General features: G+C 43.9%; 32 protein-coding genes and 1 other annotated feature. Of the genes, 10 read left to right on the top strand and 22 right to left on the bottom strand.

What is annotated here, in order from left to right:
* Positions 1-12 precede the first annotated feature (12 nt).
* From rbsD to VKA52_RS18535, 3 genes are read right to left on the bottom strand one after another with little or no spacing between them, the layout of a single operon-like run.
* On the bottom strand, positions 13-399 hold the full coding sequence (gene rbsD / locus VKA52_RS18545; protein WP_326316784.1) for a D-ribose pyranase: 387 nt from the start codon (positions 397-399) through the stop codon (positions 13-15).
* Positions 396-1,286: a ribokinase gene (rbsK, locus tag VKA52_RS18540; protein WP_326316783.1), complete on the bottom strand. Its 891-nt coding sequence runs from the start codon at positions 1,284-1,286 to the stop codon at positions 396-398. The genes rbsD and rbsK overlap by 4 nt, the downstream gene beginning before the upstream one ends.
* Before the next feature lie 5 nt (positions 1,287-1,291).
* Positions 1,292-2,269, bottom strand: a complete 978-nt coding sequence (locus tag VKA52_RS18535; protein ID WP_160912343.1) for a LacI family DNA-binding transcriptional regulator — start codon at positions 2,267-2,269, stop codon at positions 1,292-1,294.
* 145 nt (positions 2,270-2,414) lie between these two features.
* Here VKA52_RS18535 and VKA52_RS18530 point away from each other — a divergent pair, with 145 nt between their 5' ends.
* On the top strand, positions 2,415-3,083 hold the full coding sequence (locus VKA52_RS18530) for an HAD hydrolase-like protein (RefSeq protein ID WP_326316857.1): 669 nt from the start codon (positions 2,415-2,417) through the stop codon (positions 3,081-3,083).
* A gap of 38 nt (positions 3,084-3,121) precedes the next feature.
* On the opposite strand, the gene VKA52_RS18525 is transcribed toward VKA52_RS18530, so the two are convergent.
* Complete coding sequence (locus VKA52_RS18525; RefSeq protein WP_326316782.1) at positions 3,122-3,958, bottom strand: LysR family transcriptional regulator; 837 nt, start codon at positions 3,956-3,958, stop codon at positions 3,122-3,124.
* 138 nt (positions 3,959-4,096) lie between these two features.
* Between VKA52_RS18525 and VKA52_RS18520 the strand changes: the two genes are divergently transcribed.
* Both VKA52_RS18520 and VKA52_RS18515 read left to right on the top strand, forming a co-directional pair.
* Positions 4,097-4,429, top strand: coding sequence for a DMT family transporter (locus VKA52_RS18520; RefSeq protein ID WP_326316781.1), 333 nt, complete (start codon positions 4,097-4,099; stop codon positions 4,427-4,429).
* A 2-nt stretch (positions 4,430-4,431) separates the two neighbouring features.
* On the top strand, positions 4,432-4,731 hold the full coding sequence (locus VKA52_RS18515) for a DMT family transporter (protein ID WP_326316780.1): 300 nt from the start codon (positions 4,432-4,434) through the stop codon (positions 4,729-4,731).
* Positions 4,732-4,826: 95 nt separating this feature from the next.
* Here the strand turns inward: VKA52_RS18515 and VKA52_RS18510 are convergent, their stop codons facing one another.
* From VKA52_RS18510 to VKA52_RS18500, 3 genes are all read right to left on the bottom strand, one after another.
* Positions 4,827-5,210 carry a hypothetical protein gene (locus VKA52_RS18510; RefSeq protein WP_326316779.1) on the bottom strand — a complete coding sequence of 128 codons (384 nt, stop codon included), beginning with the start codon at positions 5,208-5,210 and terminating at the stop codon, positions 4,827-4,829.
* Positions 5,211-5,306: 96 nt separating this feature from the next.
* Positions 5,307-6,182, bottom strand: coding sequence for an aminoglycoside 6-adenylyltransferase (locus VKA52_RS18505; protein WP_326316778.1), 876 nt, complete (start codon positions 6,180-6,182; stop codon positions 5,307-5,309).
* A 14-nt stretch (positions 6,183-6,196) separates the two neighbouring features.
* Complete coding sequence (locus tag VKA52_RS18500; RefSeq protein ID WP_160912330.1) at positions 6,197-6,358, bottom strand: hypothetical protein; 162 nt, start codon at positions 6,356-6,358, stop codon at positions 6,197-6,199.
* Between the two features lie 95 nt (positions 6,359-6,453).
* Here VKA52_RS18500 and VKA52_RS18495 point away from each other — a divergent pair, with 95 nt between their 5' ends.
* The 3 genes from VKA52_RS18495 (at position 6,454) to VKA52_RS18485 (ending at position 8,153) form a co-directional block, all read left to right on the top strand.
* A complete protein-coding gene (locus VKA52_RS18495) occupies positions 6,454-6,831 on the top strand; it encodes a nuclear transport factor 2 family protein (RefSeq protein WP_326316777.1) in 378 nt (125 codons plus the stop codon).
* Between the two features lie 100 nt (positions 6,832-6,931).
* Complete coding sequence (locus VKA52_RS18490) at positions 6,932-7,378, top strand: DUF2243 domain-containing protein (RefSeq protein WP_326316776.1); 447 nt, start codon at positions 6,932-6,934, stop codon at positions 7,376-7,378.
* A complete protein-coding gene (locus VKA52_RS18485) occupies positions 7,371-8,153 on the top strand; it encodes a cytochrome c oxidase assembly protein (protein WP_326316775.1) in 783 nt (260 codons plus the stop codon). Before VKA52_RS18490 ends, VKA52_RS18485 begins: the two co-directional genes overlap by 8 nt.
* Positions 8,154-8,163: 10 nt before the next feature.
* On the opposite strand, the gene VKA52_RS18480 is transcribed toward VKA52_RS18485, so the two are convergent.
* The 6 genes from VKA52_RS18480 to VKA52_RS18455 form a co-directional block, all read right to left on the bottom strand.
* The gene (locus VKA52_RS18480) at positions 8,164-8,634 is read right to left on the bottom strand and encodes a tetratricopeptide repeat protein (protein ID WP_326316774.1); all 471 of its coding nucleotides are present in this window, start codon (positions 8,632-8,634) and stop codon (positions 8,164-8,166) included.
* Positions 8,635-8,779: 145 nt separating this feature from the next.
* Positions 8,780-9,400 (bottom strand): nucleotidyltransferase domain-containing protein, encoded by a 621-nt coding sequence (locus tag VKA52_RS18475; RefSeq protein WP_326316773.1) that lies wholly within the window; start codon positions 9,398-9,400, stop codon positions 8,780-8,782.
* A 22-nt stretch (positions 9,401-9,422) separates the two neighbouring features.
* A complete protein-coding gene (gene tyrS / locus VKA52_RS18470) occupies positions 9,423-10,661 on the bottom strand; it encodes a tyrosine--tRNA ligase (protein WP_326316772.1) in 1,239 nt (412 codons plus the stop codon).
* Positions 10,662-10,707: 46 nt separating this feature from the next.
* Positions 10,708-10,931 (bottom strand) — a binding site (T-box leader).
* 352 nt (positions 10,932-11,283) lie between these two features.
* The gene (locus tag VKA52_RS18465; RefSeq protein WP_326316771.1) at positions 11,284-11,910 is read right to left on the bottom strand and encodes an FMN-dependent NADH-azoreductase; all 627 of its coding nucleotides are present in this window, start codon (positions 11,908-11,910) and stop codon (positions 11,284-11,286) included.
* 106 nt (positions 11,911-12,016) lie between these two features.
* The gene (locus VKA52_RS18460; protein ID WP_326316770.1) at positions 12,017-12,163 is read right to left on the bottom strand and encodes a hypothetical protein; all 147 of its coding nucleotides are present in this window, start codon (positions 12,161-12,163) and stop codon (positions 12,017-12,019) included.
* 198 nt (positions 12,164-12,361) lie between these two features.
* Positions 12,362-13,198, bottom strand: coding sequence for an oxidoreductase (locus VKA52_RS18455; protein ID WP_326316769.1), 837 nt, complete (start codon positions 13,196-13,198; stop codon positions 12,362-12,364).
* Between the two features lie 180 nt (positions 13,199-13,378).
* On the opposite strand from VKA52_RS18455, the gene VKA52_RS18450 reads away from it, so the two are divergent.
* Together VKA52_RS18450 and VKA52_RS18445 are read left to right on the top strand one after the other, a co-directional pair.
* Entirely contained in the window at positions 13,379-13,942 is a 564-nt protein-coding gene (locus tag VKA52_RS18450) for a TetR/AcrR family transcriptional regulator (RefSeq protein WP_326316768.1), read from the top strand.
* Between the two features lie 39 nt (positions 13,943-13,981).
* On the top strand, positions 13,982-14,701 hold the full coding sequence (locus tag VKA52_RS18445) for an alpha/beta hydrolase (protein ID WP_326316767.1): 720 nt from the start codon (positions 13,982-13,984) through the stop codon (positions 14,699-14,701).
* A 306-nt stretch (positions 14,702-15,007) separates the two neighbouring features.
* On the opposite strand, the gene VKA52_RS18440 is transcribed toward VKA52_RS18445, so the two are convergent.
* On the bottom strand, positions 15,008-15,184 hold the full coding sequence (locus VKA52_RS18440; RefSeq protein WP_326316766.1) for a hypothetical protein: 177 nt from the start codon (positions 15,182-15,184) through the stop codon (positions 15,008-15,010).
* A 318-nt stretch (positions 15,185-15,502) separates the two neighbouring features.
* The gene (locus VKA52_RS18435) at positions 15,503-15,730 is read right to left on the bottom strand and encodes a hypothetical protein (protein WP_160912306.1); all 228 of its coding nucleotides are present in this window, start codon (positions 15,728-15,730) and stop codon (positions 15,503-15,505) included.
* Between the two features lie 132 nt (positions 15,731-15,862).
* Between VKA52_RS18435 and VKA52_RS18430 the strand changes: the two genes are divergently transcribed.
* Positions 15,863-16,288, top strand: coding sequence for an RDD family protein (locus tag VKA52_RS18430; protein WP_326316765.1), 426 nt, complete (start codon positions 15,863-15,865; stop codon positions 16,286-16,288).
* Positions 16,289-16,319: 31 nt separating this feature from the next.
* Here VKA52_RS18430 and VKA52_RS18425 read toward each other — a convergent pair whose 3' ends face one another.
* From VKA52_RS18425 to VKA52_RS18415, 3 genes are all read right to left on the bottom strand, one after another.
* A complete protein-coding gene (locus VKA52_RS18425; RefSeq protein ID WP_242517782.1) occupies positions 16,320-16,502 on the bottom strand; it encodes a hypothetical protein in 183 nt (60 codons plus the stop codon).
* Between the two features lie 107 nt (positions 16,503-16,609).
* Positions 16,610-17,644, bottom strand: coding sequence for a DUF4179 domain-containing protein (locus tag VKA52_RS18420; protein WP_326316764.1), 1,035 nt, complete (start codon positions 17,642-17,644; stop codon positions 16,610-16,612).
* Positions 17,637-18,176, bottom strand: a complete 540-nt coding sequence (locus tag VKA52_RS18415; protein ID WP_326316763.1) for a sigma-70 family RNA polymerase sigma factor — start codon at positions 18,174-18,176, stop codon at positions 17,637-17,639. The genes VKA52_RS18420 and VKA52_RS18415 overlap by 8 nt, the downstream gene beginning before the upstream one ends.
* A gap of 142 nt (positions 18,177-18,318) precedes the next feature.
* Between VKA52_RS18415 and VKA52_RS18410 the strand changes: the two genes are divergently transcribed.
* Positions 18,319-19,251, top strand: coding sequence for an oxidoreductase (locus VKA52_RS18410; protein ID WP_326316762.1), 933 nt, complete (start codon positions 18,319-18,321; stop codon positions 19,249-19,251).
* A 313-nt stretch (positions 19,252-19,564) separates the two neighbouring features.
* On the opposite strand, the gene VKA52_RS18405 is transcribed toward VKA52_RS18410, so the two are convergent.
* From VKA52_RS18405 to VKA52_RS18390, 4 genes are all read right to left on the bottom strand, one after another.
* On the bottom strand, positions 19,565-20,878 hold the full coding sequence (locus VKA52_RS18405) for a TrkH family potassium uptake protein (protein WP_326316761.1): 1,314 nt from the start codon (positions 20,876-20,878) through the stop codon (positions 19,565-19,567).
* 115 nt (positions 20,879-20,993) lie between these two features.
* A complete protein-coding gene (gene dnaN / locus VKA52_RS18400; RefSeq protein WP_326316760.1) occupies positions 20,994-22,109 on the bottom strand; it encodes a DNA polymerase III subunit beta in 1,116 nt (371 codons plus the stop codon).
* 109 nt (positions 22,110-22,218) lie between these two features.
* A complete protein-coding gene (locus VKA52_RS18395) occupies positions 22,219-22,686 on the bottom strand; it encodes an NUDIX hydrolase (RefSeq protein WP_326316759.1) in 468 nt (155 codons plus the stop codon).
* 13 nt (positions 22,687-22,699) lie between these two features.
* Positions 22,700-22,960, bottom strand: a complete 261-nt coding sequence (locus tag VKA52_RS18390) for a hypothetical protein (RefSeq protein ID WP_160912292.1) — start codon at positions 22,958-22,960, stop codon at positions 22,700-22,702.
* Positions 22,961-23,022 lie beyond the last annotated feature (62 nt).

Genomic DNA, 23,022 nt, shown 5'->3' with positions numbered 1-23,022 from the left:
TTGCTCACCTCTTTAAAAAGTTACTCCAGCGTGAAGGATGCAGTTCGCATATGGGCTGACTTCCCCTGTCCGCACCACCGCTTTCGCCTGTTTCAACTGACCTTTCAGTGCTTCATGAGTGAGAGCGTCCATTTCCCCAAACCATTCTCTCATCTCGTTCTGAATAGAAGGGTTCTGCTCCATTTCCTCTGCGACAGTCACACGTTCGACAACCATTTCTTCTTTCAATACCTCTACGACGTCAAGGAATGAAGGAACGCCCTCCTTTAAGGAGAGGTCAATCTTCTTTACTCCTTCCGGCACGGGAAGTCCCGCATCAGCAACAACGATGGTATCGGTGTGACCAAGATCGGCCAAAACTTTGGATAGATGACTGTTTAACATACCGTGTCTTTTCATTCCGTGAGTCCTCTTTCCACTTCTTCCCGCGATGGCATGCCGCCTTGCGCTCCGAACCCTGTAACGGATAAGGAAGCCGCTCGATTCGCGAAGCGCAGACTTTCTTTCACATCCATCCCTTCCGCAATCGCTGTTCCAAAAGCCGCATTGAAGGTATCACCCGCACCCGTGGTGTCGATCGGTTTCACAGGAAAAGAAGGTACGAGCATCTCTTCTTCTCCATCAAAATAACGGACACCTGCGGCTCCTTCTGTAATGAACAGTTTGTTCGGATGCTTCCTTAATGCCGATGCAAGTTCCTCTTTCTTAAAAAGAAGAGCCGCTTCATGTTCATTCGGCGTAAGATAGCTCACTTGTTCCACCACCACATCCGGGATTTCCCTCGCTGGAGCCGGATTCAATAACAAAGGTACACCAAGTGCGTGACATAGTTGTGCCGCCTCAATCACGGTTTCTTCAGGAACCTCCTGCTGAATCATGACAAGGTCACACGTTGCAATAAAGTCCCGCTTCTCCTTCACATACTCAGGAGTGACGTGATCGTTAGCTCCTTTGACGACAACTATGCTGTTATCCCCTTCCGCTAAAATGATGTGAGCCGTTCCACTCTTCCCTTGTGTAACCGGTTCCACATAGTCGGTGTGGACACCATTAGATGTAAAATTATTTAAGATTTCCGTCCCGTAAGCATCCTCTCCCACACGTCCGATCATGTAGACTTCTGCTCCAAGGCGGGCGGCGGCCACGGCCTGGTTCGCTCCTTTACCTCCGGGGACCGTTTCAAAAGATTCACCGAGGACCGTTTCCCCTGCCCCAGGCCGTCGTTTGGATGTCACGACTAAATCCATGGAAGAGCTGCCGATCACAGCTATTTTAGGTTTTCTCATTGATCTCATTCCTTTCGTGTCGTCTTTCTTTCTACTAGTTCCACAGGCATTTGAATGGTTTGTTCCACACCTGGTTCTTTTTTTATCGTACGGATTAACAGCTTTGCTGCTTCTCTGCCCATTTCATAGGCGGGCTGACGAATCGTGGAAAGGGTCGGATAGGACAAACGGCTTTGCGGAATATCGTCATAGCCGATGATTTGTACATCTTCCGGAATGCGCTTTCCACGCTCCAGGGCCTCATGAACAATCGCGATTCCGACAATGTCGTTACTCGCAATAATTCCATCTGTATCAGGAAATTTATCAAACAGTTCTTCTGCCCATCCTTGGGCGTCTTCGAAAGAATAAGAGGTCGTAGACAATACAGAAAAATCAACATCTGCCTGACTCAACTCTTCGATGGCACCCTTGTAGCGGTCCTGGGCAGGTTTGATATTGGTTGGTCCCTTTACAAGCGTAATTCTCTGCGCTCCTTTTTTGATGAGCGTCTTCGCTGCAAGAAGGCCGCCTTCTCTTCCATCTGCATAGACAGCAGGATAATTTTCCGACGCCCGGTCCAGGAGTACAAGTGGCAGGTCAAGGGCTTCATAGATTTTATAATCGACATGATTGGTAGCTGTAATGATGCCCACCACATTGTTCTGGACGAACGTTTGTATATAATCCAATTCTTTTTGTATATTTTCATCACTGTTGCCGAGCAGAAGCCGATATCCAGCCTCACTCAACTCATCTTCCACACCTCTCGCAAGCTGTGGAAAGAACGGGTTTGTAATATCAGGTAACAGCAGACCGATCAGACGGGACTCCCTTTTGTAAAGAGAGCGTGCCACTTCGTTCGGACTGTAGTTTAGTTCCGCAATGGCTTCCATCACTTTCTTTCTCGTATCTGCTCCAACATAGCCGTTATCATTCAATACACGTGAAACGGTGGCCACTGAAACGCCTGCTTCACGTGCCACATCTTTAATTGTTACCATACATTCACCTCTATGTGTAACCGGTTACAGATAAAGTACCACATCTTTGTAATCGTTTGCAAGAACTTTTTTATCGAGATGGGACATGTTTTCTCCTAAAACTGATATGATGAAACTCATAAACGATGAAAAGGAGCGCTTACATATGCCACATGCGATCATTTTTGATATGGATGGAACCTTGTTCCAGACAGAGAAGATCCTTGAAGTATCCCTGGTAGAAACGTTTGATTACTTAAGGGATTCTGATGAATGGAAAGGTGAAACACCACTTCAAACGTACAAGGAAATCATGGGTGTTCCTCTCCCTACTGTATGGAAAACCCTGCTCCCCCACCACTCGGAGGAGATAAGAAAACAGGTAAACGTGTACTTTCTGGAAAAGCTCATCCTCAACATTCAAAAAGGAAAAGGCGCGCTCTATCCACAGGTTGAAGAAACCCTTGAAGCATTGCTTAAAGAAGGATACTCCCTTTACATAGCCAGCAATGGGCTGACCGATTATTTGCATGCCATCGTTCACTATTATCGTCTGGACCGCTGGGTGACCGAAACGTTCAGTATTGAACAGATCGAATCCCTGGACAAAGCCGATTTAGTAGGCACCATTCTGGAAAAATACAACATCAAACAAGGAGCTGTGGTCGGAGACCGTCTCTCCGATATTCATGCAGCTAAGAAAAATGGTATGTCTTCCATAGGCTGTCGTTTTGATTTTGCTCAAGAAGCTGAACTTGCTGAAGCCGATCACGTCATTAATGACTTTTCTTCCCTGGACGAAGTGATTCGTAAAATAGAAAATCTCAACGTGTGACACGTAAAAAAACAGCGCCTCATAGAGGTGCTGTTTTTTTATTGGATATCTGTAAATAGACCGTTCAAGTAATCAAGATTCTCTTCCGACCGTGCGTAAAGATACATGTCCCTTTTAAAAGGATGATCTTGAATCGGTAAAAACACGACGCCGCGGTATTCAACTTGCTGGACCATCATCTCCGGAAGATAAGCAATTCCCATTCCAAGCGCCACCAACCCCGCCATAGCGTGATACTGGGATTCTATCACTTCACCTGTGAAATCATGCTCATGCATAACGGACCGCACCTTCTCAGATAGAGGGCCTTTTGTCGGGATGATTTGCGATTCCTCCAAACATTCCTCGAGCGTGACTTCCTGTTTTTCTGCTAATGGAGAAGAAACAGGAATCGCAGCTATAAAATAATCGGTGAACAGATAGGCAGACCGCAGCGTTTTATAAGAAGATGTATCCTGTATAATGGCCGCGTCAATGTCACCTTCTTCTAACAGGGGAAGAAGGTCTTCACTATCATCTTTGATTTCAGTCACATGTAGATTTCCTCTTGCCAGCTTATCGTAATACTTGGGCAGATAATACGAGGTAAGGACAGGAGTGGAACCAAAACGGATTTTATCTTTATGGGATTGGTATTGTTTTACCGTCTGATGAATGCGCCCGAATAGCGGAGTCAGCTCCTCCACCATTCCTTTTCCTTTCTCCGTCAACTCCACACCATAGGAAGCCCTGTTGAAGAGCGAAAATCCCAGTTCCTCTTCCAACCTTCTCATCTGTTTGCTCAGTGCCGGTTGAGAAATGTACAAAGCTTCCGCTGCTTTCGTAAAACTCTGTTGTTTGGCGACTTCGATAAAGGCGTTTAATTTCTGCAGCACTCTCTTTCCTCCTTTCAATCTTTGTAGGATATCTCCATTATAACCTCAGGTTATGATGGTATGACAATTTGATTGTTCCTACTTCCGCCGTTTTCTTTTATTCTGAGAATAGACGAAAGAGAAAAGGAGGACAGAATGATGAAAACCTATTTTTTATTAGGAATCTCCATTTTGTTTGAAGCTGCCGGAGCGACGGCGATGAAATATTCGGAAGGCTTTACGAATATCACAGCCAGCCTTGTCGTTATTTTCTGCTATGCACTTGCCGTTTCCTTCTATATATTTATTACTAAAAATCATGAAATCGGGTTGATCAACGCCTTATGGTCGGGCGGTGGGACGCTACTTGTCACACTATTAGGTGTTGGTTTGCTGGGGGAATCGGTGACGATCTCCAAACTTCTAGGACTGATGTTGATCCTGGCAGGAATGGTGGGCTTGACAGTACCAGGAAAAGAAAGGAGCGTATAACCATGGGTTATTTGATACTTTCTCTAGTATTCGCGACCATCGGCAACATTTCCGTAAAACTATCATCCGGCTTCCAGCGAGTCATCCCCAGCATTACAGCCTTCGTTTTCATCGGCGCATGCCTGTATTTTCTCACGCTGAGTGTCCAGACACTCGAAGTCGGCATTGCTTATGCCATTTGGAGCGGGGTCTCGATTATGTCCACCACGATCTTTGGAATTCTACTTTTCAATGAAAAAGCAAGCCGTAGAAAGTTCCTCTTTATCATCCTCATTATTCTTGGCGTGATGATTATAAAATAAAAAGAGAGAAGGGTTCCTACGAAAGCCTTCTCTCCCCTGTGATGGAAGTCACTCTTTTTTTGTTCTCCACTTCCATAGTCCCTTTTACGCTATCATTATTCTATGTACTCCAAATGCAGTGTCTCTTCCTTTTCTCCCCACTCGATCGTAACCTGAATGTCGTGATCTTCCTTCGTCACCGCACACCCGGAACAGAAATTGCCCATCTGCTGGACCCTTCCATCATTCAACAAAACGTACTCTCCTTCTTTACCACCTGCAGGACTATCCAGGGTGTAATTGATATGTTCCGGAGCTTCCCCTTCACCTGCATAGGTAATGTGAAGACCTGTCGATTCACTGTCTTCGGACTTTACATCCGCTATGTATTCTACCTTCCAATCTTCGCTTTCTTCTTCAAAGTGCAAAGTTTTCTGCCCAAGACACCCTGTCAAAAGGAAAGCCAGGATTAAGAACAATGGAAACCAGTTGTACTTCATACTCCATCCCCCTGTTTAATCTATGATCTCTAAGAAAGCCTTTGCAGATCGATAGTCACCTTTTACCGAGAGCTTTTCTTCCTTCCAAACAAGCTTTTAAAAAATGTGCTCAGCCGATGAAGGTAATTTTCTCACTTGCTTCAAGTAACGCGTCATGTTTTCATCCTCATCCCGTTTATATGTGTAAGCAAACTCATCCGCTACATCATTCGCAAGGGTACGGAATAATTCTCCGGCAGCAAACAGCGTTTCCCAAATATGTTCAGAATCCCCGTCTGCATAAGTCGCTGTGTACATTTCCCACGTTTCTTCCGGCAGAAGCTTCTTAAAATAGTTCCCGGCTTTTCCTGTCGATACTTGAAATCCGGTCTCTATGCCAATCCACCAGGAAACCATCTGATCCAAGTCCCTGCGGATGATACACTCCAGCATAAACTGTGCATAAGGCATTTCATCGCGCCACAGACTTTTCGCGACGTTCTGCTGACACCACCAGAAATTATTGCAGCAGGCGTGATACTCCCTCTCCGTCGGCTTCTGGACGTGATAATCTTCGTCTGTCGCCTCCGGAATCACTGGCAGCAAATCGTCCTTGTCGAGCAACGGAACGGTCAGTTTGTCTTTCCCGTAGTATGCCTGCATATGGGGGATGGTTTCTATATGTAAATCCATTCGGTTCCCATCCGTAAAAAGCATCAAATAACCGTAGAAATCAGAAAAATCCCCTTCCGTACCCTGATCATTTTTATCCGGCTCCTGCATCATCAGTCTTTCACCAAAGACATCCACCCACTGCTCATCTTTCAGGAAAGAGGAGGTTTCCGTCACGACATAAACGATGTCATAATCCTGAAACAGATCTTCTTCTAAGGTAGGATTTGTCCGGGAACCGTTCATGTAAACGGCACGAATTCCCTGATCCTTTTCCGCGACAGACAATATCAAATCCATCATTTCCTTTTCTGATCTCATTTCTTTTCCTACCTTTACAGTCCATATTTATGATCTATATAACGCTCATATCGTTCCTTCCAATCCATTCTCTTCATTTCCAGGTAAGCTGCTTTCTTCAGGCAGACCCAAGATAATATAGAGAAAAACAAGTAAACCAATAAAGGATTTTCCTGCTGAATGATCCTATCTTTCAACGCCTTTCTCCTCCCTTCATAAAACCATCGTTTCTTCACCCTTTTTAATAGTATAATATTCCCATAGTAAAATTTTAACACAAAGGAGAATCCTTATGTCATTAAAGGAAGAACTGGAGAACCTGGAAAACCAACACCTTCTATTGAGCACTCGCGAATCCACAGAAAGGCTTGACCACATATTGGCTGACGACTTCTGGGAAATCGGCAGTTCCGGCATACCCTATGATAAAAAGTGCTGCCTGGATCAGGGGGTGGTCTTATCAGAGATGGCTCTTCATCATTATGAAATTCAGTCACTCTCTGAGGATACAGTTCTCGCCACGTATTATCTTGAAGACACGACAAGAAAGAGAAACACGCTCCGCAGTTCAATTTGGAAGATAATCGCCGGACGCTGGCAGCTGTATTTTCATCAAGGGACCGTTACAGATTTACATAAGGATGAGTATCAAAACATGCGCCGCCTCTGATTTTGTAGCCAAACGTCCTATTTGATGCCATATACGTTTGTTTATTTTACCTGATGGGTACAACATAGGAAGAATTTTGAAAAATGGGGGGGGCTGTTTTATGGGGGAAAAGCGTAATCTGTGGTCCGGTGTTCTGTTCGGGATCGGACTTGCTGCCTTTATCGATGAAACGATTTTTCACCAACTTCTGCGATGGCACCACTTTTACGACAAATCCACCACGGATATCGGATTGATTTCAGATGGTTTTTTCCACGCGTTCAGCTGGTTCGCAACCATCGGCGGACTGTTTCTATTTGCCGACCTCAAACGCAGGAACCGTTTATCACTGATACGGTGGTGGGGCGGCGTGCTGCTCGGGGCGGGGTCTTTTCAATTGTATGACGGAATCATCCAGCATAAACTGATGGGTCTGCACCAAATCCGCTATGTGGAGAATGTTATCCCATACGACCTTGTATGGAATCTATCTGCTGTGGTTATGATTGCTGCCGGCCTGTTCCTTTTAAAACGTGCCAGCAAAAAAGGAGAACCTTCCCATGCATGAGCCGCAAGGTGGACTCCTCTTTGATTTGATGCTGGCTATTCCTTTCCTGCTGATCATTCTTTTGTACATAGGAGCGGGCTTCGTCTCCGACCGTTCCCCTCACCTGCAGAAATGGCCATATTGGCGTTATGTTTTATGGTCTATAGGAGTATTATGTGCCGGGATAGCTGTCATCGGACCGCTTGCAGACCAAGCGCGGATCGACTTTCGTGCCCACATGGTCGGACACCTGCTCCTCGGCATGCTGGCTCCGCTACTGCTGGTACTCGCTGCACCGATGACCCTTTTGTTAAGAACGCTTCCTGTTTCCGCCGCCAAAAAGATGACTCTTCTCCTTAGAAGTTCTTATGTCCGCGTCATCAGCCATCCGGTCACCGCGTCCATTCTCAACATCGGCGGATTATGGGTACTCTACACAACAGACTTGTATCACATGATGCATAACAGCCTGGGGGTCCATGTGCTGGTCCACCTTCATGTCTTTCTGGCTGGCTACCTTTTTACCATGAGCATGATTTACATAGATCCTGTCGCCCATCGTTACAGCTATCTGTGTCGTAGTATCGTATTCATCTTCGCTCTTGCAGCTCATGGCATCCTTTCGAAATATTTGTACGCCTCTCCACCTGAAGGGGTAAGTGTAAATCAGGCGGAGACAGGTTCCATGATTATGTACTACGGTGGTGATGCTATCGACGCCGTTCTAATTTTCATTCTCTGTCTGCAGTGGTACCAATCTGCTCAGCCTAATAAAAGACTGGCCGCTCATCCATGAAAAAAAGCCGTTACCAAGTTTGATCCAATTGCCCTGCATAAAAGCTTATGGCATCCTTGTACTTTTTGATCCAAGGATGATTTGAATATGAACCCAAAACCTTCAGCAATTGTTCCACCGCTTGTGGGGATTCCTTTAAGTTATACAAGGTCATCGCGTGAAAAACCTGAAGAGCGGGGTTGTCTGGAAATTCCCGTTGCCCCTTTTCCAGGACTTCCCTTGCTTCGTGATACTTCCCGATACACCGCAGACTGCTTCCCCACTGAATATAAGCCTGAGCTCTAAGCTCACCTTTAATGCCTTTGCAGACCGCTTTTTCATAAAAGGGAATGGCTTCCCGCTCCATTCCCTGCGCATCATGGGACACCGCACACCAATAATGTAAACCTGCGCTGTCGTCCTCACGATTTAATCGGTGCAAAGCTTCCATCCTTGCTTTCTCGATCTCTCCTTCATCCAGCCATGCTTGAATTTGTCTCATAAAACCCCATCCTCTTTTTACTGACTGCGATCTATAGATGATTTCGTTGATATATGTTTGATTCAATTGATATACCTTGATTTTAATTGATATCTTGTGAGTTCAGTTGATATATGTTCATTTCACCCGATATCCCTATGATAGACTACAGCTTCTGCAAATGATCGATCCACGCATCCAACCGTCTGCGATCTCCCGGCCCTTCCAGCAGCTTATCGTAAATCCGATACCCTTCCATATCGTGCTCACGTAACCAGTTCAGTGACTTTTTCGGCCCGAGATACCAGCGTCCGATCATCTCGAAATAGATTTCAAGACTTTCCTTCACAAGCCAGTGAAAGCGGTAGCGACCTTCCATATCCCCTTTTTTCGAGCGTATCTTCATCTTGATCAGCCAATCTTTTAGAAACTGCTTCTCCTTCGGCTGCAAAGACGAAGGTCCCTTATTAAAAATGGAATCGATTTCCGTCATCCATGGCTGTGCCAAACCAAGGTCATCCACAAGCACCTCGGCCCGATGGACTTTCAAAAAGTCGGCCGGCTTTTTCATATCATCCGTCCCGTGGATCCATACATCTAACAGCTTGCCGCTGAACGTTTCCACCTTATTCTGCGTTTCCAGCTCATCGGAGAAACCGATCAGATCGACGTCACTTTCTTCCGTAGAATCACCAGTCTGATAGGAACCGTACAAGAATACGGTATGACATTTATATGTCTCTTTCATATGTTCGGTTGCTTTATTTAAAAATTGCTGACGTTCCATCCCTTCATATCCCCTTTTCCGTTTAAGATCTTCTCAGCTTCACAAACTTCCTCTTCCCTACTTGAACCACCATTCTGTCTGTCACCTGAACTGTCTGAAAGGCATCCATCACTTTTTCCTGATCGATCCGGACACCTCCATTTTTTATCATCCTTCTCCCCTCACTTTTGGAAGGTAGTAGTCCGAGTTCCTTTAGGAGATCGACAATCAGTATTTCCTCTCCTCCTTCCCACATCACTTCAGGAATCACATCCGGCATCGCTTTTTTCTGAAAAACGTTGATGAACTGTTGTCGGCTTTGGTGGGCTGCTTCTTTTCCATAAAGCATGTCAACAAAAGAGGCAGCAAGCTTCATTTTGGCATCGCGAGGGTGAAGCGTCCCGTCATCAAGGGTCCGTTTCACTTCCTGGACTTCTTCCATGGATAGCGGAGACACGAGCTCAAAATACTTCGTAATCAAAGCATCAGGAATCGACATCGTTTTTCCGAAAATATCCTCCGGCCGTTCGTTCACACCAATGTAGTTGCCTTTCGATTTCGACATTTTTTCAACACCGTCAAGACCCTCGATCAAAGGCATGAGCAGGACGACTTGTTTTTCCCGGCCGAAATGCTCCTGCACCTGCCGGCCGAACAACACGTTGAATTCCTGGTCGGTCCCACCAAGTTCGATGTCTGACTCCAAAGCGAATGAATCATATCCTTGCATGACGGGGTAGAAAAACTCGTGAAGGTGAATTGGCTTGTTTTCTTTATATCGATGATGAAAGTCATTACGCTCGAGCATCCTCGCAACCGTCACCGTACTCGCGAGTTTTAAAACTTCTGCAAACCCTATTTGAGAGAGCCACTTCGAGTTGTAATGGAGTTCCACTTTCTCCATATCGATCACTTTGCCGAACTGCTCGAAGTAAGTCCTCGCGTTATGCTTCACCTCTTCATCCGTCAAAGCCGTACGGGCGATAGACTTGCCCGTCGGATCTCCAATCTTCCCGGTAAAATCGCCGATGATCAGCTGAACCGTGTGCCCGAATCCCTGGAACTGTTTCAGTTTATTCAATACAACGGTATGACCGAGGTGGACATCCGGGGCGGTCGGATCGAGCCCCAACTTCACTTTCAAGGGCTGCTCATTTTTAATCGACTTTGCAATCTTCTCTTTGAACTCACCTTCCGGAATGATAGAGGATACGCCATAAGACAGGACCTCCCACTGTTTTTCCAACTCTCTTTTTTGCACATCATTTAGTTGTTCCATCATCTTACAGCCCTCCATTTTTTTAGAATACAAAAAAAGACACGCCCCCTCATGGGACGTGTCTTTACACGCGTTACCACCCAAGTTGAAAATGAATGCCTCATCTTCCCCTTAAAAAGATAACGGATTTACCGTCTTCCACTACTCACGTGAGTTTTCGTAAAAGAAGCTCAAGAAGGTAATTCATGAAGAGATGTGTATCGACTCGCAGCAACCGTCGACTCTCTGACGACAGGGATCTCTTCACTACTGGATTTCTGTCATTGCCGTAGGTATTAAAGTTAGGATTATGGTACGCGGAAAGGAAGAAGATGTCAACGTTTTTTCTGAATATTTTTTCATGGATAACCTGCTCCATGGTTTCTCTTATTTAATAAAAGCACTCCACCTAAATTGAAAGCACCCACGAGGAAAAGGACGCTGGTCAAGGATTTAGAGCCTCCCGTTCCAGGCGATTGTTTTGTCTCGGGCAGGTTTCCATTACACTCATTCCTTTTTAACCATATTCTACCAAACATTTTATATCCACCCTACCACATATCATACTGAACATTAAAAATGCCCACACAAAAACACTTGTCCAAGAAGTGTTTTCGTGTGAGCACAATTGGATAGAATCTAAACTTTAGAATGTCTGGGCCGCATCTTTCGCTCTTGCTACCGCATGTTCCCTGATTTCATCCGCCTGATCCGGATTCGCCGCATGTCCTTCGACAAAAAGGCCATCGAAGGATGGGACACCGAAAAATTGCATAAGAATGTTCAAGTACCGATGGCCCATTTCCATGCCCGCTGCAGGTCCCTCCGAATAAATCCCTCCACACGCCTGAATATGGAATGCTTTTTTATCTGTCAATAAACCGACCGGGCCCTGTTCTGTATATTTAAATGCTTTGCCCGCTACGGCCACGGCATCGATATATGCCTTCATGACAGGAGGAAAAGAGAAGTTCCACATCGGTGTGACAAAAACGTATTTGTCTGCGGAAATAAATTGGTCACTCAACTCCCCGAGACGCTCGACCTTCCTTGTTTCTTCATCAGAAAGATGGTCTCCGGACTGTAATTTTCCCCAGCCACTGAAAATGTCCGCATCAATTTGCGGGATATCTTCTCTATACAGGTCAATATGAATGATTTCGTCACCTTTGTTCACTTCTTTGTAGGTGTTGATGAATGCCTTGCCCACTCTCATACTGTAAGAAGCCGTTTCATCATGGGGGTGTGCGGTAATGTATAAAACCTTTGCCATAGGATCCTACCTTTCCATTCAAGATAGTATAGTTTGTATAAAAACAACCATTTTTACTTATAAAAAAAGAATTCACCTTGTTCAAGGTGAATTCTTATCTTCTCCGTTAATCCTGTTCTTCAGTAACCTCATGCAGATAAGGATTTCCCGCTATGTTCATGCGTGTTTCATCTGTCATGACAAAAGCTTCGTCAGTTGTTCCCTCATGGTTCACAAGGGAACGTCCATCGTAATGAAAAGGGTTGTCTTTCATTCTCCCGCCTCCTTCACGCCATTTTCCTTAGCATCCACTTACAAAATGTCATTATTCCACCATTTATTAAAAAAGCTTCTGTCCATTCTACCTTCGCTTTCGTAATAAGTACCCCATCTTTTTAGACAAAAAAAGGGATGACACGCTTATGTCCCACCCTTTTCATCGTCTTTTTCATTCATTTTTAAAGTTCCATTTCTATCCATTCTGCCTTTTCATCATGGTATGGAAAGTGGAATCAAACATCCGATCAGGCACCACTTTTCTAAGGAACATATAGGCTTTAGCATATTTACCGGCCGCATAGCGTGTTTTCGGTTTTTGCGCTTCTATCGCTTTTTTAACGGTTTGCGCAATCACTACTGGTGAGGAAGAAGCTCCTGTCATCTTTTTCGTCATACTCACGAACGATCGGGTCATATCCTGGTAGGCAGATGTTCCAGAAGTTTTCTGCAGGTTCTCAAGCATAATCCCTGTCCATTCACTCTCAATACTGCCAGGCTGGATAACGACCACATCAATCCCGAACGGAGCCACTTCCAACCGGAGACAATCCGAATAGCCTTCCAACGCATGCTTGGATGCATGATACCAGGCGCCCATCGGTGTGAAAATCCTCCCTCCCATGGACGAGTTGTTGATGATTCTGCCGGACTGCTGTTTTCTCATATGAGGTAAAACGAGTTGAGTCAATCGACTCAACCCAAATAAGTTGACGTCGAACTGATGCTTTGCTTCCTCAATGCTCACGTCTTCCACAGCTCCATAAGATCCATATCCAGCATTGTTGAATAGGACATCGATTCTTCCCTGTTCCTGAATGATCCGGTCCACCCCTTCGATCATGGACTTTTCGTCAGTCACATCCATAGCGAGAATGTGCGCTCCTTTCGACTCGATCTCTTTCATTTTGTCCAAACGCCTCGCCGCTCCATAGACGATGTAGCCTTCTTCCAGCAGCAGTTTTGCCGTTTCCATTCCCATCCCGGAAGATGACCCTGTAATCAACACCACACCTTTTTTCTTGTTCTTCATTTCATATCCTCCCATTCCACTCCAAAGTTACACATGTATATAGATATACACTTGTGTCACTTATGTAAGCAAATTATAATGAGAATATCATCTTATGGTCAATGGTTTCTGAACAAGTGATACAGATGAAGGAAAGTGTGACACTTCTTAAAGCACTGAATAGAGAGGAGAACAGACAGGATGAATGATAAAAGCATGAACCCGATCTCGTTGAGGTCGAGAAAATGGATCATTGAAGCTTTACTCAGACTTATGGAAGAAAAGCCTTATCACAAGATCTCAGTAAAGGAAATCACAGAGACGGCAGAACTTGTAAGGAAGACCTTTTACCGCAACTTCCAGACCAAGGAGGAAGTGCTCCAGGAATACATCACCGGCTTGATGAAAGAGGTTGAAAAAGAGTTCGAAGCGATGGATGCCTTAACTCCATACGCCATGGCTAAGCTGTATTTTGAATTTTGGCAGGAGCATATTGAATTCCTGAACCTGATTCAGAAAAACGACTTATTTGTCATTCTGCTCAAACAGTTGGACGACTATCTGCCATCCTTGAACGAAAGATACAAAGCAGATTTAATGGAGGGTTTCGATGAAACATTTCTCCAATACTATACGGCCTTCAATTCCGCAGGCATTTGGCATATGCTCGAAAAGTGGATTCGTCATGGAGCCGTGGAAACCCCTGAGGAAATGGCACAGATTTATTCAGATATTACATTGAACAACCCTCATGTGAAGAAATGATAAAAAAGATTTGTATGGAATAGAAAGGAAGTCGTGAACATGAAAAAGTGGCTCAAATATTCATTGCTTGGCCTCCTTGCCCTGATCATGATTGGATTTCTCTCCTTTTTCATCTGGACTCAACAAACCTATGAACCTTCAGAAGATATGATATCACTGGTGGAAGCGAGCCGGGAAAAAGACGGGTGGGTTATCCATGAACCTAAAGACAAAGCTAAGGCAGGGATCATCTTATATCCTGGAGCAAAAGTGGAACCAGAGGCCTACAGCTATCTAGCTCAACAATTGGCGGACAACGGCTATATCACAGGGATTCCTGATGTAACCTTGAACTTACCTATATTGAACACCAACAAAGCAGAGGAAATGATCGAACGCTACCCTGAAGTTGAATCATGGTATGTAGGAGGCCATTCTCTCGGAGGTGTTGCCGCTGCTTCTTTTGTAAAAGAGAATCCTGATGAAACAGAGGGGTTGATCCTTCTTGCCTCCTATCCGACTGAGGGAAGCAGCTTTAAAGATACGGAAACTCCAATCCTGTCGATTTATGCGGAGAATGACGGGTTAACAACAGAAGAAAAAATAGAGGAAACGAAGCCCTTGCTTTCTCGCGACACGATTCTTTATAAAATTCAGGAAGGGAATCACGCCCAGTTCGGTATGTATGGACCACAAAAAGGCGATCAACCTGCTGAAATCCCAGCGAAAACACAGCAGGAAATCATCGCCCGTACCATCCACAAGTGGCTGGAAGATTAGTACTCACATGACAAAAGCCCGGGATCACGAAAAGTCCCGGGCATACTTCTTTATTTTACACGAATGGTCGTACCGATTTGTGTAGATTTCTCGCAACAATTCCTGAATTCAATTCGTACAGGTCCTGCACGGTAACTCCTTCATGAATGCCAAGGAGCGATGGTATGATAGTGGGCACTCACATCTTCAGCCGGGGAAACCCGGACTTCCTGACCGGCTGCAAGTTCCATGGATCGATACCGGCATTAAGGAGAATGAGGGTACATCAACATAAAATTCAGAACTTGATGGGAGACAAAAGAGCTGCTAGAAAGGTTTTGAATGTTTAGGATCACCTGCTCGATCTTTAGCAGAAGAGTTACGATACATATCCTCGAAAGTTCCTCTAATCGCGATACGGCTGTTTCCTTTATTTCTGCGTCGATCGAAAAAAAGCGTGACAAGGATCATCAGTCCTGGAATAGCAAAAATCAACCACAGCATTGCTTTCCTCCTTTAACAATATGACGTACCTTTCCTATGGTCTCTACACCTTTTTCGACAGGTTCCTGTTTTGTCCTGCCTGAATTAGGAGATTACTGGTTATTTTTCAAAATATTCCGGTTATGGGGGGCATAAATAACCGACACACAATTACTGAGTAATTTTAACTTTATAAGGGTTAAAAGAAGTCCGGAAACCCCAGTCTCTGGGATCCGGACTTCTGACTATCTAGAAAACCTTTATGCACCTATCAATTACTGATTGTTCTAAGGAATAGACGACTTCTATTCCTTCTTGTTTTCTGTAAGGATTTTTTCATCAATGAAAGCCTCCGAATCCTCCATGGTTTCCTTGATTTCTAGAGTGCTGATGAACTTTCTCCTTACGAATTTCTGCTTGATCATAACGTTTTTCAACAGAATTACGTTTTTGTTTATTCATTTCATCTCCGTAAAATTTGTTTCTGTTCCAACCGAAAGCATCGCGCAAATACCCGATCAAGAGCGGCACAGCCAATAAACCGACAAGGCCTAAAAAACCCCACATCTGTGAAACCCTCCTTTTCGTCTTCATACATATACGTAACACCATCAGGAATAGTTTCAATATTTTTCTAGAGCCATAGATTCTCTCTATGTTACAGTTGATTCACATGTCGATTTGTTAGGAGGTTTAGAAATGAACATACAAAACCCAGCGGGCCTTTGGGTCCGTGTTTTTGCGAGGGTCATAGACGGGATTCTGATCACTGTCACTTTAGGTGTTCTTTTCTCTCTTTTTTATGGAGACTTTTTTTATGAAAAATGGACGTGGGTGGATATCCTAGGAATCGCCTATGTTGTAGGCTTACCTGTTCTGTGGTCAGGGTACACACTAGGGAAACGAGCAGCAGATAACCGCATCGTTCGCGTCGATGCTAATAAGAACGTACATATCGGTACAATGCTCTTAAGAGAAATCATCAGTGGTATGATCTATTCATTCACTTTCGGAATCGCCGTAGTCGTCAGCGCCATCATGATTGGGTTACGCAAGGACAAACGTGGGATTCACGACTTCATTGCCGGCACCTATGTTACTCACAATAAACCCGGACAAAGCTGAATGGCAAAGCCCTCTTAAAAGAGGGCTTTTATCATAACCCATCTCCTCCACCAGGCCCACCACGAAAACCTTTTTCCCGTGCTATCGCGCGTTCTACTTCTTTTTCCTGCTCGGTTTTTCGAATGGGAGACTGCCCTTTGTGTTTTTTGGTCTTTCTCCTGTCTAAGAAAATCATAAAAGCAATAAATAGAATCAGAAACAATCCCCATAACATGTTCGCAAGCATCAAACCTCCCCTTCCTTATGCTACATCTATTCTTATTATTTCAAACCATATCCACACCTTCAATATATAGACGTAACCACCCAGTGGCGTCGTGATCAGTCGATATTCTTCTTGTCTTTACCAAGGACATGAACCTCATACTCATCATCTTTGATCGGTGCTGTTTTTTCTCCCGTCTGTATGAAAAGGTCAATTTCCTCTCTTATTTCTTCAGCCATTGCCTTCGAGCTTTCATCGGAGCGGTCAAGGGAAGTTTTGATTTTGATCTGCAGTGGATATGGATGGAAAGAGGAAGCAAAGCCTGTGACTGGATATTGCTCTGATTCCATCATTGCCTGGGCAATATCATGAATAGCTCCTGTTTCTTCCCAACGAATTTCCTGCTCTCTCGCTTTCTTTTCTACTTGACGAATATCAAGTTCAGGTGCTGCGTTATATTCAAGCCCTTCTTCTAACATAATCTCTTCCAAGAGGTCTAATCGCGTTTCTGTTTCAGAAACAATTACATTAATATATACTCCTTGAGTCGGGTTCATCTGAACCTGGACAGGAAACATCAGCTCGAACTCTTCTTTATGCAATCGTGACGTTAACTTTTCTTCAAGTTCTTTCGTATTTTTATAAAACTGTTCTATTTCCTCTTCGCTTACATCCGACGCCTGAGCTCTTTCTTCAAAAGGTTTTACAGAGACCGTGTAGTTCTGAAAACCATTCTCTTTCAAATGCTCCTCAACGATTGTGAGAACTTCTTTTCCATGACTCATTTCCATCAATTCAACGGTCACTTCTTTGTCGTCCCTACTGACCTGCATGTTTCCAATCTGGTATCCTTTTTGTTCCAAAGATTGGTTGGTATCACTGAAAAACGTTTCCATCCTTTCCATTCGATCTTCTTCCTGTGCAACAAACTGACTGATATATGGAATTTTCGCAATGACGTGTTCCATAGCTGGTGTGAATATCAAGCCACCTAAAAAAAGAACGACTACAGCAGCTGCCATCCACAGTCGACCAAGAGTTTTTTTCTGACGAGCTTCCGGTTTTTGCAATCGATCCAACACCTGCTCCTGATGTTCTTTTTCGAAATTCATATGCTGAATTTTTTCGGGATATTTCCATTTGTTACTCAATGACCTCTCCTCCTTTCAACATTCTCTTCAAGCTGTTCCTTGCCCTGTAAAGCCGGGTTTTAACTGTATTGACATTGACACTTAACAAATCAGCGATTTCTTCTACTGATAATTCTTCGTAATAATAAAAGATGATAACTTCTCTTAACTTCAGCGAAAGCTTCAGCACTTTTTGAAAAAGAACCTGGTTTTCCTCTTCTTTTAAAATTTCTTCACTAACACTGTGTGATTGGTCCCCTTTTTCTATCTTCATCGGTTCAAATGGAATCAGGTTCCGAAACGACCAACTTCTGACGTGGTCTTTACAATGGTTGACAGTTATGCGATACACCCAAGTTTTATAACTCGAACGATGTTCAAATGTATGTAGGTGTTGATAACAACGGATGAATACTTCCTGGGCTAAGTCTTCGGCAAGTTGCTGATCTTTCACATAGGTAAAAGCAACTCTCACGACCATATCCCCATAAGATTCCATCAAGTCGACTAAGATGTCTTTATCTGTTCTTCGCTTCATTTGTTCCTCACTCATACACCTTCCCCCCTTTGTCATTTTGTTTGACGAAATCAGTTACTCTAAGGTTCCATAAAATTCCTATGTGCTCATCTCAAGGCAATTCTTTTTACATACATAAGGAAATTTCTTACTATGAAAGTCATAAGGAGTGATAAGGATGAAAGAACAAGCGTGGACGAAAGAGGAGATTCCTTCCTTAAAGGGGCAAACTGTAATTGTTACTGGAGGGAATAGCGGTTTAGGATATGAATCTGTGAAAGTTCTTTCCAAACGGGGGGCGACCGTCGTTCTGGGATCAAGGTCGATGGAAAAAGGTCAAGAAGCCTTTTTATCCATTCAAAAAGAAAACCCGAACGCAGAAATTGATGTCATGGCTCTCGACTTAAGTGACTTACAATCAGTCAAAGACTTCGCAGAGGCCTATAAAGAAAAGTATGACAAACTTGATCTTCTGCTGAACAATGCGGGGGTAATGACGACGCCTTACGGCAAGACTCAGGATGGCTTTGAACAGCAGCTCGGCATCAATCACCTCGGTCACTTTGCTTTGACAGGGCATTTGTTCGATACGTTAAAGAAATCGCCAGGCTCAAGAATAGTCAATATTTCAAGCAATGCACACAAATCCGGAAAAATGAACTTCGATAACCTCATGTTTGAAGGGGGTAGAGGGTACACACCGATGAAGGCTTATGCACAGTCTAAGCTTGCCAATCTATTATTCACTCAAGAACTGCAGCGGAAAATCGAGGAAAATGGCTTAGACATGACCGTAACAGCCGCCCATCCCGGTATAGCAAGCACCAATCTTATGAGGCACATTGAAGATAAATTCCTCTTTAAGATTCTCGGTCGTTTGCTCGCACCGATGACACAGGAAGCTACAGAGGGCGCGCTTCCTGGTTTAAGAGCGGCAACAGACCCCGATGTACAAGGTGGAGAATACTTCGGCCCCGGAGGCAGATGGGAAATGAAAGGTGCCCCTGTCAAAGTTTCCCCGATAACGAAATCATACGATGTCATGGACGCCGATCAATTGTGGAAAATATCAGAAGATCTGACCGGCGTCAGTTATTCTTTCGATAAATAATCACAGTTGCCAAAAGCTGAAGAGGCCGTCCTCTTCAGCTTTTTAAATAGATAGCTCCATAGCCAGCGGAATGAAATGCCTTTATTCGGAATAACAGAAGGTGTATATTCACGGAGAGGAGCACCAGCATGGCTAAGAGAAAGCTCTGGATTACCTTTGCTTGACACTGACCGCGAACGGTGAGGGACTGCTGTTGGAGTGTTTGTGTGACTCCATAGTGTCCAACTTGTAAACGAAGCTTTTCCTAACGTTTTATTTTAACCCGCCCTATAAATATAGATGGAAGACCTATACAGGCCTTCCATCTTTTCTTTTAACCAGTCAGGATGTCCTCTTCAGGAGCTTTTACAAGATCAGGAGATTGTGTGGCAAAAGCGAAAGCAAAGGTCAAAGGTCCCAGTTTACCAATCAGCATGGTACCTATGATCATCACTTTACCAATGAAAGTCAAATCACCTGTCAGACCCATGGAAAGCCCGACAGTACCAAAAGCAGAGACACTCTCAAACAAGATCGTTAAAAATGGCGCATCTTCCGTCAAATTCAAAACAAATGTTGTGAAGATGACCACACACATTCCCGCAATGGTGAGCGCCAAAGCTTTGATAATGACATGATAGGAAAGGCTTCGGTTATATATGGAAACATGCTGCCTGTTCTTAAAAAAGGCTATTGTGGCAAGTAAAATCGCCAAAGTCGTCGTGAGTTTGATTCCACCGGCCGTGGAAGCACTCCCGCCCCCGATAAACATGAGAGTAATCATATAGAACAAAGTAGACTCTTCCATTTGACCAATATCCAAAGTGTTAAAGCCGGCGGTTCGAGGAGTCACCGCTTGAAAGTAAGAGGCTTGAATTTTCCCGAGCGTCGAAAAATCAGCAATGGTTGCAGGATTGTTGAATTCCAGTAAAAAGATGACAAAGAAACTAAGTATATTCAGGATCAGGGTACCTACAATCATTAACTTGGTTTGCAAAGCCAATCGCTTGAACTTTTTCGTCTTCCAAAGATCAAAGACTACTGTGAATCCGATTCCTCCTATCATGAATAATAGCGTGATGACAACATTGACGACAGGATCGATTACATATCCGGATAGACTGTCAGACCAAATCGAAAATCCAGCATTATTAAAGGCTGAAATGGAATGGAACACACTGGCATAAAGGCCTTGAAACCATCCATACTCAGGGACCCAGCGTACAGATAAGAAAACGACAGCGATACATTCTACAACCAGTGAAAAAAGCAACAACCTTTTGGCAAGCTTCACTACACCGCCAATTGTTGACTGATTTAATGCCTGTTTAATAATGAGCCGTTGCTTCAACCCGATTTTTTTCCCGATCGCAATATAGATAAAGACGGCAAATGTCATTATACCAAGGCCCCCGAGCTGAATGAGGAGCATGATCACTACTTGGCCAAACATTGTAAAGGCTGTCGCAGTATCCAGAACGATCAAGCCCGTCACTGTCATTGCAGAGGTGGATGTAAAAAGCGCATCAATAAAGCTTATCCCATTCGTTGTCGCAAAAGGAAGCATAAGCAATGCAGTCCCGAAAATAATGAGGCTCACAAACGTCACAATTAAAATTTGAGGGGGAGACCATGAATGATCTTTCATTTTCAGACCGCCAATTCTTTTATAGGATGGTACTTATTGTATAGCGGACCTTGTGTTTTATAAATATCTTTTTAAAAATTTTACATTTCTCATTGTCTCGACACTCTTTCCATCTCTAAGCGCGAACAGGCGAAACCACATGAATCTGCTCATCATTTCCGCGACTGCGAAGGATCAGTGGACTCATTGCCCCGTTGTAAAAGAGTTGGATGTCATCTCCTTTTATTGCTTTTAATGCTTCTAACAAAAAAACACTATCGATATAAATCTCCATCTCACCTTCCCCGGGAGCCTTTATTAAAGGGATGTTTTCCTCAATCATACCCACTTGAGGGGAAAAGGAAGAAATGTTCAGTGTCTTCTCTTTTGTTAAACGCAATTTAATTTGGTGATTTCCACTATCTTTCGCAAACAAACCGGCTCTGTCCACACTATACATCATACGATTCTTATCTATGACCAGTTCTACTTTTGAAGATTTAGATAAAAGAGCTTCCATATCAGGGAATGGTCCTTCAAGCAACTTTGAAATCAATGTTACTTGGCTCGATTCTACTTTGAAAAGTTGGTCGGTGATGTGGATCTTCAAACATTCCTTTGTATTCTTAAAAAGTTTCAACAGCTCTCTCACCGTTTTCGTAGGAATTGTACATGAATGATCCTTCCCGCTGTTTAGTCTTTTTTTTACAAAAGCTAACCGGTAGGAGTCCGTGGCTATCGCTTGCACATGATTTCCTGAAAAATTCAAATGAATGCCTGTTAATACGGGACGACTTCCTTCTTTAGCGGCAGCAAAAAGCGTTTGACGAACCAATTCCACTAAATCCATACTATCCATTGAAATGGAGCCGTCCCCATCGACATCAGGGATATGGAGATACTCTTCGGTTGAGAGGGCGGATAAGGAAGTTTTCACTTCCCCGGATTCCATCATCATACGTCCGTTTACTTTCTTCATGTGTACAGGACCAGGCATTTTCTTGACCAAATCCTGAAAGAAATCGGCTGGTAATACACAAACACCTGTTTCAATCGATTCGAATCCACCTTTATGGACGGGTATGACTTTCTTGATCATGAGCTCTCCATCACACCCTACGAGGACGAGCTCCCTCTCCCTTACCTCCATCTTTATTCCACTCAAGGCAGGAAACAGCGACTTTTTACCAAGAACAGAGGCTGTTTCAGACACCGCTTCCTCCAACATACTTTTATGTATTCGCAATTCCATAGATCTAACCCTCTCCCTTTCTACTCTTCACATTCGACACGAACGTACGTTTGACCTCCTTTTATAAAAAAAGAACTCCCTATATGTATAGGTAGTTCTTTTCAAACCCTTACCCAACAACCGGTGTATCCCGTTTATTCTTCACATCTTCGATGGCCTGCTGATGCTCTTGAAATATGTAAGCGGGTAGATCATCCAGCCCAAAGAAATGATTATTGTAGGACTCTTCATTGTCCTTCACCAACTCACCTTCATAGGAACGACAGATAAAACAAATTTCTACGATAGCCGCCTGATCTCCATTTTCAAATTCCCTATGCTTATGAGGACCAGAATAAATACCGAATAGTTCCATCTCGTTTAAAATCAACCCTGTTTCTTCAAAAACTTCCCGCCGCGCTGTCTCTTGAACCGACTCATCCAATTCCATAAAACCGCCAGGCAGTCCCCAGCTTTCGGAATCGGTCCGCAACTGCAGCAATAATTGGTTCTTTTCGTTAAAAACGAGCGCTCCTGCAACGACCATCAGCACCTTCTCATGGCCGACCATGGACCGTAAATGACGAATATAATCCATAATTGCCTCCTTTTTATGAAGATTCTCTTAACTCCCTATTCACCACATTCACCTTCTGCATTCGTCCTGATACGCGATACTCGTTCGTATTTAAGCGGAAATAATGACGGGCCCCTGTATAAGTGGTGTACCAAAGATTATTGATGATCATCATCTCTTTTGTTTTCTCATCCTTTTTAATCGGATGGAAGGAAGATCCAAACCGTTGATCTTTTCGTTCAATGACACCCAGTATGCCCTCTTCATCTAACCACATTGCTAAAATACCCTTCATCTCTTCCGCCCCCTTATTTAAGTTTGAATGGCTGATAACCGATTCAGCTTATAACTGTGATG

It is taken from the genome of Halobacillus sp. HZG1, from assembly GCF_035818575.1.
Lineage (GTDB): Bacteria > Bacillota > Bacilli > Bacillales > Halobacillaceae > Halobacillus > Halobacillus litoralis.
This window is presented reverse-complemented; position numbering and strand designations above follow the sequence as displayed.

Excerpts from the sequence above, each read along its gene's own strand:
- rbsK (WP_326316783.1), bottom strand. The coding sequence starts at position 1,286 with ATGAGAAAACCTAAAATAGCTGTGATCGGCAGCTCTTCCATGGATTTA.
- VKA52_RS18515 (WP_326316780.1), top strand. The coding sequence starts at position 4,432 with ATGGGTTATTTGATACTTTCTCTAGTATTCGCGACCATCGGCAACATT.
- VKA52_RS18465 (WP_326316771.1), bottom strand. The coding sequence starts at position 11,910 with ATGGCAAAGGTTTTATACATTACCGCACACCCCCATGATGAAACGGCT.
- VKA52_RS18490 (WP_326316776.1), top strand. The coding sequence starts at position 6,932 with ATGGGGGAAAAGCGTAATCTGTGGTCCGGTGTTCTGTTCGGGATCGGA.
- VKA52_RS18520 (WP_326316781.1), top strand. The coding sequence starts at position 4,097 with ATGAAAACCTATTTTTTATTAGGAATCTCCATTTTGTTTGAAGCTGCC.
- VKA52_RS18440 (WP_326316766.1), bottom strand. The coding sequence starts at position 15,184 with ATGCTGTGGTTGATTTTTGCTATTCCAGGACTGATGATCCTTGTCACG.
- VKA52_RS18455 (WP_326316769.1), bottom strand. The coding sequence starts at position 13,198 with ATGAAGAACAAGAAAAAAGGTGTGGTGTTGATTACAGGGTCATCTTCC.
- VKA52_RS18510 (WP_326316779.1), bottom strand. The coding sequence starts at position 5,210 with ATGAAGTACAACTGGTTTCCATTGTTCTTAATCCTGGCTTTCCTTTTG.
- VKA52_RS18535 (WP_160912343.1), bottom strand. The coding sequence starts at position 2,269 with ATGGTAACAATTAAAGATGTGGCACGTGAAGCAGGCGTTTCAGTGGCC.
- VKA52_RS18390 (WP_160912292.1), bottom strand. The coding sequence starts at position 22,960 with ATGAAGGGTATTTTAGCAATGTGGTTAGATGAAGAGGGCATACTGGGT.
- VKA52_RS18395 (WP_326316759.1), bottom strand. The coding sequence starts at position 22,686 with ATGGATTATATTCGTCATTTACGGTCCATGGTCGGCCATGAGAAGGTG.
- VKA52_RS18495 (WP_326316777.1), top strand. The coding sequence starts at position 6,454 with ATGTCATTAAAGGAAGAACTGGAGAACCTGGAAAACCAACACCTTCTA.
- rbsD (WP_326316784.1), bottom strand. The coding sequence starts at position 399 with ATGAAAAGACACGGTATGTTAAACAGTCATCTATCCAAAGTTTTGGCC.
- VKA52_RS18530 (WP_326316857.1), top strand. The coding sequence starts at position 2,415 with ATGCCACATGCGATCATTTTTGATATGGATGGAACCTTGTTCCAGACA.
- dnaN (WP_326316760.1), bottom strand. The coding sequence starts at position 22,109 with ATGGAATTGCGAATACATAAAAGTATGTTGGAGGAAGCGGTGTCTGAA.
- VKA52_RS18435 (WP_160912306.1), bottom strand. The coding sequence starts at position 15,730 with ATGTGGGGTTTTTTAGGCCTTGTCGGTTTATTGGCTGTGCCGCTCTTG.
- VKA52_RS18480 (WP_326316774.1), bottom strand. The coding sequence starts at position 8,634 with ATGAGACAAATTCAAGCATGGCTGGATGAAGGAGAGATCGAGAAAGCA.
- VKA52_RS18405 (WP_326316761.1), bottom strand. The coding sequence starts at position 20,878 with ATGAAAGATCATTCATGGTCTCCCCCTCAAATTTTAATTGTGACGTTT.
- VKA52_RS18505 (WP_326316778.1), bottom strand. The coding sequence starts at position 6,182 with ATGAGATCAGAAAAGGAAATGATGGATTTGATATTGTCTGTCGCGGAA.
- VKA52_RS18485 (WP_326316775.1), top strand. The coding sequence starts at position 7,371 with ATGCATGAGCCGCAAGGTGGACTCCTCTTTGATTTGATGCTGGCTATT.
- VKA52_RS18410 (WP_326316762.1), top strand. The coding sequence starts at position 18,319 with ATGAAAGAACAAGCGTGGACGAAAGAGGAGATTCCTTCCTTAAAGGGG.
- VKA52_RS18425 (WP_242517782.1), bottom strand. The coding sequence starts at position 16,502 with ATGTTATGGGGATTGTTTCTGATTCTATTTATTGCTTTTATGATTTTC.
- VKA52_RS18450 (WP_326316768.1), top strand. The coding sequence starts at position 13,379 with ATGAATGATAAAAGCATGAACCCGATCTCGTTGAGGTCGAGAAAATGG.
- VKA52_RS18415 (WP_326316763.1), bottom strand. The coding sequence starts at position 18,176 with ATGAGTGAGGAACAAATGAAGCGAAGAACAGATAAAGACATCTTAGTC.
- VKA52_RS18475 (WP_326316773.1), bottom strand. The coding sequence starts at position 9,400 with ATGGAACGTCAGCAATTTTTAAATAAAGCAACCGAACATATGAAAGAG.
- VKA52_RS18460 (WP_326316770.1), bottom strand. The coding sequence starts at position 12,163 with ATGAAAGACAACCCTTTTCATTACGATGGACGTTCCCTTGTGAACCAT.
- VKA52_RS18430 (WP_326316765.1), top strand. The coding sequence starts at position 15,863 with ATGAACATACAAAACCCAGCGGGCCTTTGGGTCCGTGTTTTTGCGAGG.
- tyrS (WP_326316772.1), bottom strand. The coding sequence starts at position 10,661 with ATGATGGAACAACTAAATGATGTGCAAAAAAGAGAGTTGGAAAAACAG.
- VKA52_RS18445 (WP_326316767.1), top strand. The coding sequence starts at position 13,982 with ATGAAAAAGTGGCTCAAATATTCATTGCTTGGCCTCCTTGCCCTGATC.